This window comes from Methylobacterium sp. WL64 (assembly GCF_008039945.1).
Taxonomy (GTDB): Bacteria; Pseudomonadota; Alphaproteobacteria; order Rhizobiales; family Beijerinckiaceae; genus Methylobacterium.
The window spans coordinates 1-14405 of sequence record NZ_VRVA01000119.1 but is presented as its reverse complement, the minus strand read 5'-3'; the positions used below and the strand labels follow the sequence as shown (position 1 = coordinate 14405).

At 69.8% G+C, this 14405-nt stretch carries 18 protein-coding genes and 1 pseudogene; 6 read left to right on the top strand and 13 right to left on the bottom strand.

What is annotated here, in order from left to right:
- The first annotated feature begins 445 nt into the window (after window positions 1-445).
- Window positions 446-847, top strand: a complete 402-nt coding sequence (locus tag FV242_RS28125) for a hypothetical protein (RefSeq protein ID WP_147941235.1) — start codon at window positions 446-448, stop codon at window positions 845-847.
- A 161-nt stretch (window positions 848-1008) separates the two neighbouring features.
- On the opposite strand, the gene FV242_RS28120 is transcribed toward FV242_RS28125, so the two are convergent.
- The 3 genes from FV242_RS28120 to FV242_RS36170 form a co-directional block, all read right to left on the bottom strand.
- Window positions 1009-1443, bottom strand: coding sequence for a PRC-barrel domain-containing protein (locus FV242_RS28120; protein WP_147941234.1), 435 nt, complete (start codon window positions 1441-1443; stop codon window positions 1009-1011).
- An 85-nt stretch (window positions 1444-1528) separates the two neighbouring features.
- Complete coding sequence (locus FV242_RS28115) at window positions 1529-2014, bottom strand: DUF2721 domain-containing protein (RefSeq protein ID WP_147910347.1); 486 nt, start codon at window positions 2012-2014, stop codon at window positions 1529-1531.
- A 50-nt stretch (window positions 2015-2064) separates the two neighbouring features.
- Window positions 2065-2187, bottom strand: coding sequence for a hypothetical protein (locus FV242_RS36170; protein ID WP_281407111.1), 123 nt, complete (start codon window positions 2185-2187; stop codon window positions 2065-2067).
- A gap of 244 nt (window positions 2188-2431) precedes the next feature.
- Here FV242_RS36170 and FV242_RS28110 point away from each other — a divergent pair, with 244 nt between their 5' ends.
- Window positions 2432-2803: an SWIB/MDM2 domain-containing protein gene (locus FV242_RS28110; RefSeq protein ID WP_147910346.1), complete on the top strand. Its 372-nt coding sequence runs from the start codon at window positions 2432-2434 to the stop codon at window positions 2801-2803.
- Between the two features lie 98 nt (window positions 2804-2901).
- Here the strand turns inward: FV242_RS28110 and FV242_RS28105 are convergent, their stop codons facing one another.
- The 5 genes from FV242_RS28105 to FV242_RS28085 form a co-directional block, all read right to left on the bottom strand.
- Window positions 2902-3699: an SDR family NAD(P)-dependent oxidoreductase gene (locus FV242_RS28105; protein WP_147941233.1), complete on the bottom strand. Its 798-nt coding sequence runs from the start codon at window positions 3697-3699 to the stop codon at window positions 2902-2904.
- An 84-nt stretch (window positions 3700-3783) separates the two neighbouring features.
- Window positions 3784-5178 (bottom strand): MFS transporter, encoded by a 1395-nt coding sequence (locus FV242_RS28100; RefSeq protein WP_147941232.1) that lies wholly within the window; start codon window positions 5176-5178, stop codon window positions 3784-3786.
- 170 nt (window positions 5179-5348) lie between these two features.
- Window positions 5349-6695 (bottom strand): hybrid sensor histidine kinase/response regulator, encoded by a 1347-nt coding sequence (locus FV242_RS28095; protein ID WP_147941231.1) that lies wholly within the window; start codon window positions 6693-6695, stop codon window positions 5349-5351.
- Window positions 6692-7897: an FIST signal transduction protein gene (locus FV242_RS28090; protein WP_246692917.1), complete on the bottom strand. Its 1206-nt coding sequence runs from the start codon at window positions 7895-7897 to the stop codon at window positions 6692-6694. Before FV242_RS28090 ends, FV242_RS28095 begins: the two co-directional genes overlap by 4 nt.
- A gap of 165 nt (window positions 7898-8062) precedes the next feature.
- On the bottom strand, window positions 8063-8644 hold the full coding sequence (locus tag FV242_RS28085) for a c-type cytochrome, methanol metabolism-related (protein ID WP_147910341.1): 582 nt from the start codon (window positions 8642-8644) through the stop codon (window positions 8063-8065).
- Window positions 8645-8906: 262 nt separating this feature from the next.
- Between FV242_RS28085 and FV242_RS28080 the strand changes: the two genes are divergently transcribed.
- Both FV242_RS28080 and FV242_RS28075 read left to right on the top strand, forming a co-directional pair.
- Window positions 8907-9599 carry a transglutaminase-like cysteine peptidase gene (locus FV242_RS28080; RefSeq protein WP_187193416.1) on the top strand — a complete coding sequence of 231 codons (693 nt, stop codon included), beginning with the start codon at window positions 8907-8909 and terminating at the stop codon, window positions 9597-9599.
- A gap of 128 nt (window positions 9600-9727) precedes the next feature.
- Window positions 9728-10045 (top strand): hypothetical protein, encoded by a 318-nt coding sequence (locus tag FV242_RS28075; RefSeq protein ID WP_147941229.1) that lies wholly within the window; start codon window positions 9728-9730, stop codon window positions 10043-10045.
- Between the two features lie 81 nt (window positions 10046-10126).
- On the opposite strand, the gene FV242_RS28070 is transcribed toward FV242_RS28075, so the two are convergent.
- Window positions 10127-10570, bottom strand: coding sequence for a hypothetical protein (locus FV242_RS28070; RefSeq protein ID WP_147941228.1), 444 nt, complete (start codon window positions 10568-10570; stop codon window positions 10127-10129).
- A 223-nt stretch (window positions 10571-10793) separates the two neighbouring features.
- Between FV242_RS28070 and FV242_RS28065 the strand changes: the two genes are divergently transcribed.
- The gene (locus FV242_RS28065) at window positions 10794-11294 is read left to right on the top strand and encodes a DUF1203 domain-containing protein (protein ID WP_147941227.1); all 501 of its coding nucleotides are present in this window, start codon (window positions 10794-10796) and stop codon (window positions 11292-11294) included.
- On the opposite strand, the gene FV242_RS28060 is transcribed toward FV242_RS28065, so the two are convergent.
- Genes FV242_RS28060 through FV242_RS28045 form a run of 4 tightly spaced genes read right to left on the bottom strand, consistent with a single transcriptional unit; the run spans window position 11272 to window position 14033 of the window.
- A complete protein-coding gene (locus FV242_RS28060) occupies window positions 11272-11742 on the bottom strand; it encodes a low molecular weight phosphatase family protein (RefSeq protein ID WP_147910336.1) in 471 nt (156 codons plus the stop codon). The genes FV242_RS28065 and FV242_RS28060 overlap by 23 nt on opposite strands.
- Window positions 11743-11766: 24 nt before the next feature.
- Window positions 11767-12249 (bottom strand): UPF0262 family protein, encoded by a 483-nt coding sequence (locus FV242_RS28055; protein ID WP_147910335.1) that lies wholly within the window; start codon window positions 12247-12249, stop codon window positions 11767-11769.
- Window positions 12250-12259: 10 nt separating this feature from the next.
- On the bottom strand, window positions 12260-13555 hold the full coding sequence (gene hisD, locus FV242_RS28050) for a histidinol dehydrogenase (RefSeq protein WP_147941226.1): 1296 nt from the start codon (window positions 13553-13555) through the stop codon (window positions 12260-12262).
- A 19-nt stretch (window positions 13556-13574) separates the two neighbouring features.
- Window positions 13575-14033, bottom strand: coding sequence for a DUF2948 family protein (locus tag FV242_RS28045; protein WP_147910333.1), 459 nt, complete (start codon window positions 14031-14033; stop codon window positions 13575-13577).
- A 185-nt stretch (window positions 14034-14218) separates the two neighbouring features.
- Here FV242_RS28045 and FV242_RS28040 point away from each other — a divergent pair.
- Window positions 14219-14405: pseudogene (locus FV242_RS28040) on the top strand (hypothetical protein); the annotation flags it as partial.

Below are 14405 nucleotides of genomic sequence, written 5' to 3'. Positions count from 1 at the left end.
GCGGGTGGACCCTGCGTCGGGGTCTGGCCGGATGCTGCGCCATCGCCCCCGGGGGCCGGGGCCTGCGCCGCAACGCCCGACGCCCACAGGGCGAGCGTCACGGCCGCGATCATCCGGTTGGTTCTGAACACGCTGCGTCCTCTGAGGAAGGGCCGGGCCGGGCCGACGCGCCGGCAAGACCGCGACCGTATCGGCCGGATTTGGGCCCGCCGTCGGCGCGACCCCGCCTGCGGACAGCACCCTGCCGAAGGACCTGGGCGAAGTTATGGACCGTCGGGGCCAGCCGGCAAGTTCCGCGCCGGTCCGATCCGGACGCCCTCCCGGACGCGCGCGACGGGTGCTGGCGCGCATGTGTCTGGTTTTCGCCGCAACCCGAGCGTAGACAGCCGACGATAAGCTTTTGCGAGCTGCGGAGACCACCGCGGCCCCTTGCGAGGACTACACGATGTCGACCCTCCCCTCGTCGGTCTGTGCCACTGCGCGCGGCCTCGCGCTCTGCGCCGCCCTGGCCAGCCTGGTGGCCGGCTGTCAGGCGCTCGGCGGCGGGGGCGGCGTGATGCCGGAAACCGAGGTCGGGCTGCCGCCCTCGCTGCGCGGCTCCCTGCCCAACCGCGAGGCCCGCAACGCCGGGGTCGATGCCGACGGGCAGCCGCTCCAGACCGCTCCGACGAAGCAGCTGGCGATCCCGCGCAGCGCCGGCGGCGCGACGCAATCGGCCAATGCCAGGGAACGCCGGATCCGGCGCGAGGACATCGAGGGCGGCAACGCCGCTGGCGGCGCGGGCAGCAACTCGATGGGCCCCATGCTGTCGCCCGGCGGCAGCGTCGGCCTCGGCGGGAAGTTCTGAGGACCGTAACCGGAAGCGGGCGCGGCGCTAGTCGTGATGGGCGCGGGCCACCTCTCCCGTGCGGGAGAGGTGGCCCGTCGCGGTCCGCAAGGGTGCCGGCGGCAAAAGCCCGTGCGGGCACGAGGCGTCCCGGTGGAGCGTCGATGGCCCGCGCCCTTCGCTCACAGCGTTGGCGCGCGCACGCCGTAATAATCCTCGATCTTCCCGCGGTAGTTCAGGTCGGCGAAGGCGTCCTCGCCCGGGCCGTGGCTCGGTGCGCCGGCGAGGTTGCCCGGATCGATGTCGACCACGTAGCCGCCGAGTTCGGTGCTGTAGGTCAGTGCCTTCCAGGGCAGGGGGTGGTGGTTCTCGCCGAGCCCGAGGAAGCCCCCGAAGGCCAGCACCGCGTAGGCAACCTGGCCGGTGACCTTATCCACCATGAAGTTGTACACGGCCCCGAGGTGCTTTCCCTCGCGGTCGTACACCGCCGTGCCCTCGACCTTGTTCGAGGCGATCAGGCGGGCGGTCTCGTCGATGGCGATGCCCTCGCCGGTGGGATCGAGCTCCAGGGAGCCCGTCTTTCTCACGGGACGCTCGGTGGGCAGATCCGTCGGCATGGTGACTCCCGGGTTACGCGGACCGGGCCGGACGTGCCGCCGGCCCTGGTCACTAAACGCCGGGGCGGGAGCGGGTTCCGGTGGCTTAGAGATCCGCCAACATCCCGGCATCGGCCCGGCGCTGGTTGATCCGGTCCCGGACCGAGCGGCTGGCCAGCAGCATCTCGAAGCCGAACGCGATGAGCGCGCAAAGCGTGCACAGGATCGCGGTCCCGAACAGGCCGAACAGCAGGCTCGCCACCGTGCTGTCGCGCAGGGCGCCGACGAACAGCGTCAGCACCGAGCCGCAGGTCGCGACGCCGCCGAGCGCGGCCAGGAACACCGCCGCGTCCAGCGCCAGCGAGCGCGTATGAAGCCGGTCGAGCCGCTGACCCAGGATGATCCGCTCGGCCTCGCCGGCTCCAGCCAGCAGCGTCGACACGCGCTCGGCCTGGTCGGCCACCCGCGCGAGCCGGGCACCGAAGACGTTGAGCAGCGTCGCGAGCCCGGACAGCAGGAAGACCGGGCTCAGCGCCACCTGGACGACGTGGGCGGTGCTTTCCAGGGTGGTGGATGTGATGGGATCGATCATGCTCGCGGGCCCATGGACCCGGCAGCCCGGCACGGCAATCCCGTGCGCCGTCAAACCAGCCCGCGTTGCGGTTCCAGGCCGGACGAGACCGGCTCGGCCCGGATACCGAGACCAAGACCGAGCACGAGCCCGGTGGCGAGCAGCAGCGCGAGCGCGAGAACCGGGGTAAACATGACTGTATTTCTCGGGCCTGATCCTTAAGAGCAGGTTTCGAGCGCGCGGGTTCGGCGGAATGTTCTTCGCGGCGGTGCAGATCGGCGGCTTCCGGTGTGGATTTCCGCGCCTGCCCTGTGGATGAGGCCCCCGCGAAGGCGATTTCCCCTTGGAACGGCGGCGGCACCGCTTAGTTGCTGCTATGCTGGCTCGGCCGTGGGGCGCTCATGCCCCGGCCTGCGGCCCGAGAACCGGAGGAAGTTTATGGCCACGAAGACCGAGAAGGCTGCGCCGAAGGCGGCCAAGACCACGAAGGCCGACGAGCCGAAGGCCGCCAAGGCCGCGCCCGCGAAGGCTGCCAAGCCCGCCGCCACCAAGGCCGCCGGCGCGAAGCCGAACGCCCTGCAGCAGCCGCTGAAGCCGTCTGCCGATCTCGGCGCGATCGTCGGCACCGATCCGTTGCCCCGGGGCGAGGTGGTCAGCAAGGTGTGGGACTACATCAAGAAGCACAACCTGCAGAACCCCGAGAACAAGCGCGAGATCCTGGCCGACGACAAGCTCAAGAAGGTCTTCGGCAAGGACAAGTGCTCCATGTTCGAGATGAACAAGCACCTCGCGGCTCACCTGAAGTCTTGATCGTCTAAGCCCGGGTCCGGCGCCTTCGCCGGACCGGTGGCTCTCGATCGAACGGGGCCCGACGGCCCCGAGCCGAAGACCGTTTCGCTCGATGCGGTCTACGCGAGACCTTGCAGGACACCGCCATCCACCCGCAGCGCAGCGCCCGTCGTGGCGCTCGCTGCCGGGCTGCAGAGATAGGCGACGAGGTTCGCAACCTCCTCCACCGTGGCAAGGCGCTTGATCAGCGACGACGGGCGATGCTGGGCCACGAAGGCACGGCCCATCGCGTCGAGGTCGGCGTCGGCCGACCCACCGGCCATCTGCTTCATGAACTCGGCGACGCCTTCCGACAGGGTCGGCCCGGGCAGCACGCTGTTGACCGTTACGCCGGTGCCGGCGACGGTCTGCGCCAGGCCCCGAGAGATCGCGAGCTGCGCGGTCTTCGTCATCCCGTAATGGACCATCTCGGTCGGCGTGTTGATGCCCGACTCGCTCGAGATGAAGATCACGCGGCCCCAGCCGCGCTCGGCCATGGCCGGGGCGTAGGCACGCGACAGGCGCACGCCGCTCATCACGTTCACGTCGTAGAAGCGCTGCCAGTCCGCGTCCGGGATCTCGAAGAACGGCTTCGGCTCGAAGATCCCGGTGTTGTTGACCAGGATGTCGACCGCGGGCAGCCCCCGGACGAGAGCATCGACCCCTTCGGCGGTGGCCACGTCGCCCGGTGCCGCGAAGGCGCGGCCGGCCTTGGTCTCGCCGCGCAGCTTGGTCAGCGCCGCCTCGACCCGCTCGGCGGTGCGGCCGTTGACGCCGACCTCCGCGCCGAGGTCGCAGAGCTCCTTGGCGATGGCGTAGCCGATGCCGCCGGTCGAGCCGGTGACGAGGGCCTTCTTGCCGGTGAGGTCGAGGTCCATGGGCGGAGACTCCGGGGCTTGGAACACGGGTTGTGGATCTCGGCCCAACGCGCGCCAGGCCGGTCGGTGGCATACCGGGCTCGCCTAACCGCCCTTACCCCGCCGCAGGACGCTGGCGCAGCCGCCGATTGCGGCGAGCGCCACCGCGCAGGAGAGCGAGAGGGTCACGGCCCGTTCGGCGCCCAGCCCGTGGGTCAGCCCGAAGATCACCGCCACGAGGGCGGCGCCGAACGACTGCCCGGTGAGGCGGGCCGTCGACTGCATGCCGCTTGCCCCGCCGGCGCGCTCCCGCGGCGCCGAAGTGACGATCACCTTGTTGTTGGGCGACTGGAACAGGCCGAAGCCGAGCCCGCACAGGGTCAGGCGCCAGACGATGTCGAGGGTGGCGGGCGACTCGGGCAACAGCGTCACGCCGACGAGGCCGGCCGCCAGCATGGCGAGGCCGATGCCGCCGAGCAGCCCGGGCGGGTAGCGGTCGGCCAGGCGCCCCGAGATCGGCGCCATCGCGGCCACCGCGATCGGCCAGGGGGTGAGCAGGAAGCCGGTCTGGGTGCTGGAGAGGTGCAGCACGTCCTGGAAGTAGAACGGCAGCGCCACGTAGGACACCATCTGGGCGCAGAAGGAGGCCACCGAAGTCGCCATCGACAGGGCGAAGGCGGGAATCCGCAGGAGGTCCACCGGGAGCAGCGGGGCGGGCAGCCGGATCTGGCGCCGCACGAACACGGTGCCGATCACCAGGGCGCCGACAAGTTCGGCGACGGCGATCGCTTGGCCCTCGGGGTCGCCGAGCCCGTCGATGCCGATGATCAGCAGGCCGAAGGTCAGCGCGTTGAGCACCGCGCTCACCAGGTCGAAGCGCCGCCCGCTGGCCGGGGTCGCCGGCAGGGTGCGCGTGGCCACCGCCAGGGCGAGCAGCCCCACCGGGACGTTGACCAGGAACAGCCAGGGCCAGCTCGCCACGGACAGGATCGCGGCCGCCACGGTTGGCCCCGCCGCCGAGGCCACCGCCACCACCAGGGCGACGTTGGCGACCCCCTGGCCGATCATCCGGTGCGGATAGATGAACCGCACGAAGCCGATGTTGACGCTCATGATCGCCGCGGCGCCGAGCCCCTGGACGATGCGCCCCGCAATCAGCAAGGGCAGGCTCGGCGCCAGCGCGCAGGCCAGCGACGCCGCGACGAACACTGCGAGCCCCGGCAGGTAGACCCGGCGGAAGCCGAAGATGTCGCCGAGCGATGCGAAGGGCAGGAGGCTCGCCGTCACGGCGATCTGGTAGGCGTTGACCACGAAGATCGCGTCGGCGGGCTTCACCGCCAGGTCCTTCGCCATCACGGGCAAGGCCACGTTGACGATCGCCCCGTCGAGGACCGCCATGGTCATGGCCAGCCCGATCGCCGCCATCGCCAGGACGCGCTCCCGCGGCGGCAGGCCGTCGTGCTGGGCGGGGACGCCTGTACCGGCCGGGACCTGCGCCATGCGCGCGCTCCTGCGGCGTCCCGGAGGGCCGGCGACGTCGGTTGCGGGGGGAGATCCGGGCGCGAATGCACCGCGGATTCCGGTTCCCTCTCGCGCAGCCGCAGCACAGCGTCGAGGGCCGTGGTGTGTCCTATGTCACGGCGCGGCGGGATTGTTCGCCCGGCTATGCATCACGCGAGCATGTAAGTCAGGAGCGAGCGCAGCTGCGCGGGCTTGATCGGTTTGCGCAGCAACTCCGCGCCGGACCGTGCAACCTTCGCCTCGAACTCGCGGGAATGGTCGGCGGTGGTGACGATCACCGGCAGCGCCTCGCCGTAGAGGTCATTCAGGTACGCGGCGACGTCGAGCCCGCAGGCATCGTCGTCGAGGTGGTAGTCGAGGACCAGGATGTCGGGCCGCGGGGCTCCGGCCTGCATGGCGGCGCGGACCCCGGCCAAATCCCGGAAGGTCGAGACCCGGGCGTCCCAGTTCTGCAGCAGGCGTGCCAAGGCGTCGGCCGTCGCGGCGTCGTTCTCCACCGCCAGGACGTGGGCGCCCGAGAGGCGGGTCACCCCGGGGGCCGGCAGCGCGATGGCGGCCGGGATCGGGCTCAGCGGCAGGCCCAGGGTCACCCGGGTGCCGTGGCCGGGCCGCGAGGCCAGGGTCAAAGGATGATCCAGCGCCTGGGCCATGCGCCGCACGATCGACAGGCCCAGGCCGAGGCCCGGCTCCTCCGCGGCGCCGGTCCGGGTGCCGCCCCGGAAGAACTCCTCGAAGACCAGGTCGCGCTCCTCGGCGGCGATGCCGCAGCCAGTATCGAACACATCCACCCGGACTCCGCCGGCGGCGCGCCGCGCCGCGAGCACGATGCCGCCCGCGCCGGTGTAGCGGATGGCGTTGGAGACCAGGTTCTGGACGATGCGCTGGAGCAGCATCACGTCGCTGGTGACCGTGAGGTCCGGGCAGCGCACGGCGAGCCGCAGGCCCTTGCGCTCCGCGAACGGCTTGAAGCTCCCCGCCAGCTCGGCCAGCAGGTCGGGCAGGAAGACCGGCTGCAACTGCGGCCGGACGATGCCGGCATCGAGCTTCGAGATGTCCAGGAGCGTTTTGATCAGGTCCTCGATCGTCTGGAGGCCCCGCTCCACCCGGCCCGCAATGGTGCGCGCCTCGGGCGGCAGCGGCAGGTCGTCCAGGGTCGAGATCGACAGGCGGGCCGCGTTTACCGGCTGCAGCAGGTCGTGGCTCGCCGCCGCCAGGAACCGGGTCTTGGAGCGGTTGGCGGTCTCGGCCTCCTCCTTGGCCGCCGCCAGGGCCTCGTTCGAGCGCTCCAGGCGGTGCATCAGACCGGTCAGCTCCTCGGTGCGGGTGCGGACGCGGCCCTCCAGCATGATCGCGGTCTGGAACAGCGAGTAGGCGCTGCCGCGCTGGTCCATGCTGCGCTCGACGTGAGACATCAGCGCGGCGTTGATCCGCTCCAGCTTCTCGATCCGCCGGAGCAGGGAGGCGTCGGTCTCGAGCCCGCCCGGGTGCAGGGTCATGATCCGGCCGGGACCGGCGGGCCGCTGGGCTCCGTGCCCCGGGTCAGCCCCTTGCCGATCGCGATGCCCGTGAAGGTCTGGTTGAGGTGCATCGCCCGGTACTGCTCGCCGAAGGTCTCGAAGCCGACGACGTTGTAGCGGCGGTACAGGTCGGCGATGCCGTGGCCCACCTGCCGGCTCTCGGCATCGAGCCGGCGCAGGACGCATTCGAAGCCGATGATCAGGTCTACGCCGCCCACCACCGTGTCGAGGCGGGCCAGCTCGGTCCGGGTCGAGGCCACGATGTCCCGCGGCTCAGCCAGCGTCAGCACCACGCCCTCGTCGATGGCGCAGAAGAAGCTCAGCGAGCCGTCCTCGTTCATGCGGCGGATCGAGCGGCAGAAATACTCGCCGCCGACCTTCACGGCGAGCGGGTAGGCGGCAAAGCTCATCGGCGAAAGGCCCTCGGGATCGAGGCCGATCGCCATGGCGTATTCCCGCGCCGCCGGCTCGGCGTTGAGTTCGTGGACGGTGCGCCGCTCGCTGTCCGAGGCGGTGACGACGAACTTGGTCCCGGTCGGTTCGAAATTGTCGCTCTTGAAGATCTCGAACGGGAAATCCGTCTCGACCAGCACCAGCACCGCGGCGTTACGGTGGATCCGGCCGCCATGCAGCAGCACCGCGTCCCGGAAGCGCAGGTCGTCGCCCGCCGAACCGCCGACGATCGGGATGCCGTCGAGTGCCCAGGCGATGGCCGAGACCACCGTCTCCTCCGCGTTGGCGAGCCCATCGATCAGCGACAGGGCGAAGCGGCGATCGACGGCGGGCGCTTCGGCTTCGCGGGAGGACACCGGCGGATCGAGGGTCCGGCGCAGGGCACGCACAGCTGAGGCGGTGCGTTCGACATCGAGGTGGTCGATGGCGTCGAGCACGGTCGAGACGATGCGGAAGCGCTCGGACGGGAAGGCGATCACGACGAGGCCGCGATCGAGGCCGCCCGCCGGAGCGATGCCCCCCGACATCGAGCAGCCCGCGACCGGGACGCCGGGGAACTGCCTCTCCATGGCGGCAGCCAGGATTTCGGGGTCGTAATCGTGCGAGAAGAAGGCGACGATCTGGGACAGGGCCGGGGTACCGATCGCCCGCGCGATCTCGGAGACAGCCTCAGGGGCCGCCGCAGCCTCCGTCCAGGCCGTCCAGATGCCGCACGCATGGCGGCGCACTCCGGTTCCTTGAGCCACGTTCCACCCCCTCACACCCCCTTCGGCGAGCTTTGCCTCGCTCTTCAAGAGTCTTGCGCGGAGTATGTCGTGCACAACCGAACGGCGCAACGGGGCGTTGCGCCGTCTCTTTCGGAGGCCCTGACACGCGTGGAAACGCGGCGCCGCTCACTTCATGCAGACATCTTCCGCCTTCGTGAAGGCAGCGGGTTTCGCCTCGTGATCGGCCGGGCGGTTGCGCCCGACCACGCCATCCGCGCGGGCGCGCAGATACGTGTAGATGTCCGGCATGTAGCACATGACGTTCCGGTTATCCCCGAACGCCGGCATGACGAGCTCCTGGGAGGCGTTCACGTCCTTCTTGCCGCCGGTGATGATGCCGGCGAAGTGCGCGTAGTCCATGCCCTTGAGCGCATCGACCAGGGAGGGCGCATAGGTCGAGCCCATGCCGTCCGGGCCGTGGCAGACGATGCAGTTGGCGTTGTACCGCAGGTACCCCGACATCGTGTACCAATCGACCTTCTTGCCGCCGTCGGTGACGTGATAGGTCGGATCGCCGTTCTTGTCGGTGTACTGGCCGTCCTGGACCTTGGCCGGCTGCGTCGGGCCGTCGCTCTTGAGGTCGCCGGGGCTCGTCTGCGGGGGCGATGGGGTGTCCGGGTTGGCGGCCGAGGCCGGAGCCGCCCCCAGGGTCCCGATCACCAGCCCCGCGACTGCGAGCGCCGCGAGCGCATCAGTTGTGCACCGCATGTCGTTCCTCCAGCCGCCCTAGCGTTCCGGTTCTTCAGGTGGCGGCGGTGGACAACGGCGCTCACGGCTCGCGAATGCCTTTGGACATCTTCACGTTTTCGCGCGGGTCTCACCTACCTGCAGGCACGGGCGCCACAGGTCGGAGAATTCCTACGTCATCCGCGTTGCGCACAGCATTAACCTTTTGTTAATCCGCCGATTGCCGCCGGGCCCCCGGCGTGAGAGCTTTCGTTAACGAGAGCTTAACGGTTGGGTCACGGCGATGCGGTTCGCGGGTTCCATGGTGCAGAGTTCGGTTCCCAGCTCTGCGCTGCGTCGGGTGGCTCGCAGCCGTCGCGTCCTGGCCGGCTTCGCCTGGGCGGCCCTGTGCTTCGCCGGGCTCGGCGCCGGTACGGTGCAGGCCCAGACCTTCGCCAGCCTGCCGTCCCCGCAGATCGGGGCCGAGCCCCAGGGCGCGGCGCGGCCGATCGCAGCCTGGGTGACGTTCTGCCAGTCCTACGCGGCGGAATGCGCCGTGGACCGGAGCGAGCCGGCGCGCATCACCCTGACCCCGGCGGTCTGGGCCGCCATCGTCTCGGTCAACCGCCGGGTGAACAAGTCGGTCGAGCCGAAGACCGACATGGAGCACCTCCACGTCGCCGACCGCTGGGACCTGGCCGAGGACGGCATCGGCGACTGCGAGGACTTCCAGCTGCTCAAGCGCCACCTGCTGGCCGAGGCCGGGCTGTCCCGCCGGGCGATGCGCATGACCGTGGTGATCGACGAGAAGGGCGAGGGCCACGCCGTGCTGACACTGATCACCGACCGCGGCGACCTGGTCCTCGACAACAAGACCAACGCGATCGTGCCGTGGCACAAGACCGGCTACGTGTTCATCAAGCGCGAGAGCCAGGACGCGACCGCGTGGGTCTCGCTCGGCGGCGTCACCTCGCCGGTCACCACCGCCAACCGCTGATCGGGCCGGTCCTGCGCACCGCGTCGGCCCATTCGCGGGACACATCCGGACAGCCGGATTTTCACCTGATCGTAAGCTCCCGCTAACCTTGTCGGCGTCACCCTGTCTCCGGACCGAGTGCCCGATCCATGTCGCTTCCCTCTCTCGCATCGCCCTTGCTGCTGGCTGCAATGCTGCTCGCCTCCGGGCCTGTGCGCGCTGGCGGCGAGACCGAGATCCGCCACGCCGGCTGGCGCGAGTGTCTTAGCCGCAACTTCCAGATCCAGGCCGCGCTCACGGACCCTGATCTCGCTGCGGATTCCGCGTTCCGGGCCTGCCGCAGCGCCGAGGACGCCTACCTCGCAGCCCTGGCGCGTTCACCGCTTCTCGACGGCGACGACGTCGCCCGAGCCCGGCCGATGCTCGCCGGCCGTTTCCGGGCCTGGCTGATCAGCAGCCGGGGGTAATGGGTTGGATCCGGCGCCGCTCGGAGATCCACCCAGCAATCGCTCACGCCGGCGTCCGGGGCCGGGCAGGGCGTTGGGACGCTAGATACCGCAGGCGCAGCACGACCGGACATTGGCGATCCTCTGTGCAGGCGTGCCGAACGTCGACTGGGTCACACCGTAATTGCTCCAGTGCGTGATCCACTGCTTGATGTAGTGCAGGCCGTTGGGCGCGTTGGCGAGTTGATGGGCCGCCCAGCAATCTGCCAGCCGTTCCGAGTTGTTTCGGATGGCGAGAAGGCCATAGGCATGGACGATGTAGAAGTGACTGGCGCCCTTGACCTGGGACTCGACCAGACTGATCCGAGTCGGACACAGGAAAAGGCCGTCGGATTTGGACGTCGCGATATTACCGGACGTCTCAGAGCAGCTTTTCGTGATCGATACATTCAACAATCCGCCCGAAGCGCTCCACTGAGCAAGTAATGGTCCGCATTGAGAAATAAATGCGCAGACCGAGGCTGCGGCAATTCGAGCGCACGACATGGAATTTTCCCGAAGCAATACGATTGTGAGCATATAGGATTGGAGCGATTTGAGAAACACTGCGCATTTTGAATGACTTGTACGGTGTTACATGTCGCGGGAAGTGTCAGGTGCGTGCATGGGGTCCGGTGCTGCTTGCCCGCTGGGCCTGACATCGGCAGCAAGGAGCGGGACGCTTTCTCACCCCGGAGCCGGCACGGTTTCCGAGGACCAGGAGAGCCTCATGACCCGATACCGCTGCGTGCCGATCGGCACCGACATCGCGGAGCGCTTCCGCCGGAGCGGGCGCGACGATTTCGATAACCCGGTGCGGACGGTCACGGCGACCGACGCCAGCGGGTTTCCCTGTCGGCAATGCCTGTGCTGCGCCGATCCGGGCGAGCCGATGCTGCTCGGGTCCTACGATTTTGGGCGTCCGCGCGGCATCTACTGGGCCCCGAGCCCGATCTTCCTGCACGCGCGGTCCTGTGGAAGCTTCGTCACGGCGGATGTCGTCGCACCGATCCTCCGCGCCAACACCCTGGTGTCGGTCCGGTCCTACGACGCGGCGGATCTCTGCCTGTACGATCTCGGCCACGTCTGTCCCGGTGCCGAGATCGACGCGCCGCTGCTGCGCGCCCTCGGCGATCCGCGCACGGCCTTCGTCAACGTCCACACCGCGCGGCCCGGCTGCCTGCTGTCGCGGGTCGAGCGGATGACGGCTAGCCCTTCAGCCGCGCCTTGATGCGCCGGGTGAGCCCGTCGCGCACGTCCCGGTAGGCGTCCAGGCGCTGCTCCCGGGAGGCGTCCTGCAACAGGGTCGGGTCCGGCGTCGGCCAGTACTCGACATCGGCCGCGAGCGTGTGGGTCAGGTCGAGGGCCCGGTGGTGCGCCTCCGGCGAGAGGGTGATGATCAGGTCGAAGTTCAGCCCTTCCCAATCCTCCAATTGCTCGACGGTGCGGGGGCGATGCCGGCTCGCGTCGATGCCGACCTCGTCGAGCGCCGCGACCATGAACGGATCGGTGGGCTCGCCCGAGCGCACGCCGGCCGACTGCACGTAGGTGGATTTGCCGAAATAGGCCCGTGCGATCGCCTCGGCCGCGGCCGAGCGCACCGCATTGAAGTTGCACATGAACAGGACCGACTGGACCCGCCGCTTCTTCGGGGCGATCTCGGGGAAAGGCTCAACCATCGCCGTTCGGGGCCGGACGGCGCCCTAGCCCTTCCAGTGCAGGGCGAAGATCAGCGTGAACAGGCGGCGCGCCGTGTCGTGGTCGAGGTCGACCTTGCCGTCGAGGCGCTGCTTGAGCGTGTCCGACGCTTCGTTGTGCAGGCCGCGCCGGCCCATGTCGATCGCCTCGATTTGCGACGGCGAGGCGGTACGGATCGCGTTGTAGTAGCTCTCGCAGATCATCTCGTAGTCGCGGATCACCCGCCGGAACGGCGTCAGCGACAGGAGGTGCGTCATCACCGGCTCGCCGTCCACCGTGCTGATCGCGAAGGACAGTTTGTTCTCGACGAGGCCGAGCGTCAGCATGTAGGGCCCCTCGCGGCCCGGAATCGCGAAGACGTTGTCCTCCAGGATGTCGAATAGCGCGATCGCCCGTTCGTGCTCCTGATCCGGGTTGCCGCGGGCGATGGATGCCTCGTCCAGGCTTACCTTGGCGAGGCGGTTCGGCCCGCGCTGCTTCTCGGCCATCCCCAAGACCTCACAAGTTCAACCGGATCGCGACGGAGCGGGCATGACCCTCCAGACCCTCCGACCGGCCGAGCGTTATCGCTGCCGGGCCCAGCGCCCGCAAGCTCTCCGGCGTGCAGGCCAGGATGGTGGTTCGTTTCATGAAATCCAGGACGCCGAGGCCCGAGGAGAACCGGGCCGAGCGGGCGGTGGGCAGCACGTGATTCGGGCCGCCGACATAGTCGCCGATCGCCTCCGGGGTGTGGGAGCCGAGGAAGATCGCGCCGGCGTTGCGGATCCTGCCCGACAGCGCCTCGGCATCCTGGGTCTCGATTTCCAGGTGCTCGGGGGCGATCCGGTCGACCAGCGGGACCGCCTCGTCGAAATCCCGGACCCGGATGATCGCGCCGTAATCGCGCCAGCTCGCCCGGGCGATCTCGGCCCGGGGCAGGGTGGTCAGCGCGCGCTCGACGGCAGCTTCCACCGCCTCGGCGAGTTCCGGGCTGTCGGTGATCAGCACCGATTGGGCGGCGGTGTCGTGCTCGGCCTGGGCCAGGAGGTCGGCGGCAATCCAATCGGGGTTGGCATGGCCGTCGGCGAGGATCAGCACCTCGGACGGGCCGGCGATCATGTCGATCCCGACCTGGCCGAACACCCGACGCTTGGCCGCGGCCACCCAGGCGTTGCCGGGGCCGACGATCTTGGCGACCGGGGCGATGGACGCGGTGCCGTAGGCCAGCGCCGCCACCGCCTGAGCGCCGCCGACCCGATAGACCTCGTGGACCCCGGACAGGCGGGCTGCGGCCAGCACCAGGGGATTGAGGATGTTGTCGGGCGTCGGCACCACCATGACGATCCGCGGCACCCCCGCCACCCGCGCCGGCACGCCGTTCATGAGGACCGACGACGGATAGCTCGCCGTCCCGCCGGGAACGTAGAGGCCGACCGATTCCAGCGCCGTCCAGCGCCAGCCGGCGGTGACGCCGAGCGCGTCGGTTGCCCGATGATCCTGGGGCTTCTGCTGCGCGTGGAACGCCTCGATCCGCTCGGCGGCGAGGCGCAGCGCCGTCATCGCCTCGTCCGGGCAGGACGCCACGGCCGCATCGATTTCGGCCTCGGTGATCCGCAGGGCCTCGGCGGAGAAGTCCGCGCCGAGCCGGTCGAAGCGGCGGGTGAACTCGACCAGGGCGGCGTCGCCCCGGGCGACGACCTCGCCGATGATGCCGCGCACCGCCTCGTCGACATCCTCCGCGATCTCGCGCTTCAGGGTGAGCAGCCGCGCGAAATCGGCGGCGAAGTTCGGGGTTGAGCTGTCGAGCCGGACCATCGGATGTCTTTCGTCTGTCTCAGGCCGCCGGGCCGGGGGCGGTCACCGCATCGGTCGTCGAGTCGATCGCGTGGCCGGGGCGGGCGACCGCCTCCCAGACCGGACCGAGATCCTTCATCCGGACCTCGATGCACTCGACCTCGAGCCGCACCGCCGCGCCGCCGGAGAACACCATGTCGATATGGCCCGACGGCGAGTCGGTCGCCTCGAAGGTGAGTGCGAGCAGGCTCATCGGCGTGGTGTCGCCCGGAGCCAGCCCACGGGTCTTCACGCTGAGGACGCGCTCGACATGCAGGCCGGCCAGCCGCCGCCGCGGCGGGGCGTCGGGCGTCCAGTCGAAACGCCGTACGACCATCAGGAAGCGATGCTCGCCGCTCAGGTAGGTCAGGTCCTCGGGGCGCAGGATCGCGTCCTGGAGGTGCGCGGAGATCACGGTCAGATCCTCGGTATCGAGGGCGGCGAGCTTGAGCAGCTCCATGAAAGGATCCTCGGGGATAGGTAGGCGCGGGCGACGGCGGCGGCCCCACGGCAGGGCGTAGGTAGCGGCCAGACCGGGTTCGGGCAACGCCCGCATCCGGGAAGGCGGTTCCGGCCGTGGCATCCGGCCTCATCACGCTGCCTGGGGCCCTCAGGACGACCGAGACGATTCGAGGCAGGACGACGATGGTGAAACGGATCTCGCTCGCGGCACTGGCTGCCCTGACCCTGGCGCCGCTGCTCGCCGCCCCGGTGCGCGCGCAGGTCGGTCCCGACGCGGATGTCTACGTGTTCGGCCGCCCTGGACCGGATCGCTACGAATACGACCGTCGCCGCCGGCCACCCCCGCCACCCCCGCCGCCGGAGGACGATT

Coding starts and splice junctions, on each gene's coding strand:
- FV242_RS28105 (WP_147941233.1), bottom strand. CDS start 3,699: ATGGACCTCGACCTCACCGGCAAGAAGGCCCTCGTCACCGGCTCGACC.
- FV242_RS36170 (WP_281407111.1), bottom strand. CDS start 2,187: ATGTTTACCCCGGTTCTCGCGCTCGCGCTGCTGCTCGCCACCGGGCTC.
- FV242_RS28075 (WP_147941229.1), top strand. CDS start 9,728: ATGTCGCTTCCCTCTCTCGCATCGCCCTTGCTGCTGGCTGCAATGCTG.
- FV242_RS28100 (WP_147941232.1), bottom strand. CDS start 5,178: ATGGCGCAGGTCCCGGCCGGTACAGGCGTCCCCGCCCAGCACGACGGC.
- FV242_RS28115 (WP_147910347.1), bottom strand. CDS start 2,014: ATGATCGATCCCATCACATCCACCACCCTGGAAAGCACCGCCCACGTC.
- FV242_RS28110 (WP_147910346.1), top strand. CDS start 2,432: ATGGCCACGAAGACCGAGAAGGCTGCGCCGAAGGCGGCCAAGACCACG.
- FV242_RS28120 (WP_147941234.1), bottom strand. CDS start 1,443: ATGCCGACGGATCTGCCCACCGAGCGTCCCGTGAGAAAGACGGGCTCC.
- FV242_RS28055 (WP_147910335.1), bottom strand. CDS start 12,249: ATGGCCGAGAAGCAGCGCGGGCCGAACCGCCTCGCCAAGGTAAGCCTG.
- hisD (WP_147941226.1), bottom strand. CDS start 13,555: ATGGTCCGGCTCGACAGCTCAACCCCGAACTTCGCCGCCGATTTCGCG.
- FV242_RS28080 (WP_187193416.1), top strand. CDS start 8,907: ATGCGGTTCGCGGGTTCCATGGTGCAGAGTTCGGTTCCCAGCTCTGCG.
- FV242_RS28065 (WP_147941227.1), top strand. CDS start 10,794: ATGACCCGATACCGCTGCGTGCCGATCGGCACCGACATCGCGGAGCGC.
- FV242_RS28070 (WP_147941228.1), bottom strand. CDS start 10,570: ATGTCGTGCGCTCGAATTGCCGCAGCCTCGGTCTGCGCATTTATTTCT.
- FV242_RS28085 (WP_147910341.1), bottom strand. CDS start 8,644: ATGCGGTGCACAACTGATGCGCTCGCGGCGCTCGCAGTCGCGGGGCTG.
- FV242_RS28125 (WP_147941235.1), top strand. CDS start 446: ATGTCGACCCTCCCCTCGTCGGTCTGTGCCACTGCGCGCGGCCTCGCG.
- FV242_RS28095 (WP_147941231.1), bottom strand. CDS start 6,695: ATGACCCTGCACCCGGGCGGGCTCGAGACCGACGCCTCCCTGCTCCGG.
- FV242_RS28060 (WP_147910336.1), bottom strand. CDS start 11,742: ATGGTTGAGCCTTTCCCCGAGATCGCCCCGAAGAAGCGGCGGGTCCAG.
- FV242_RS28045 (WP_147910333.1), bottom strand. CDS start 14,033: ATGGAGCTGCTCAAGCTCGCCGCCCTCGATACCGAGGATCTGACCGTG.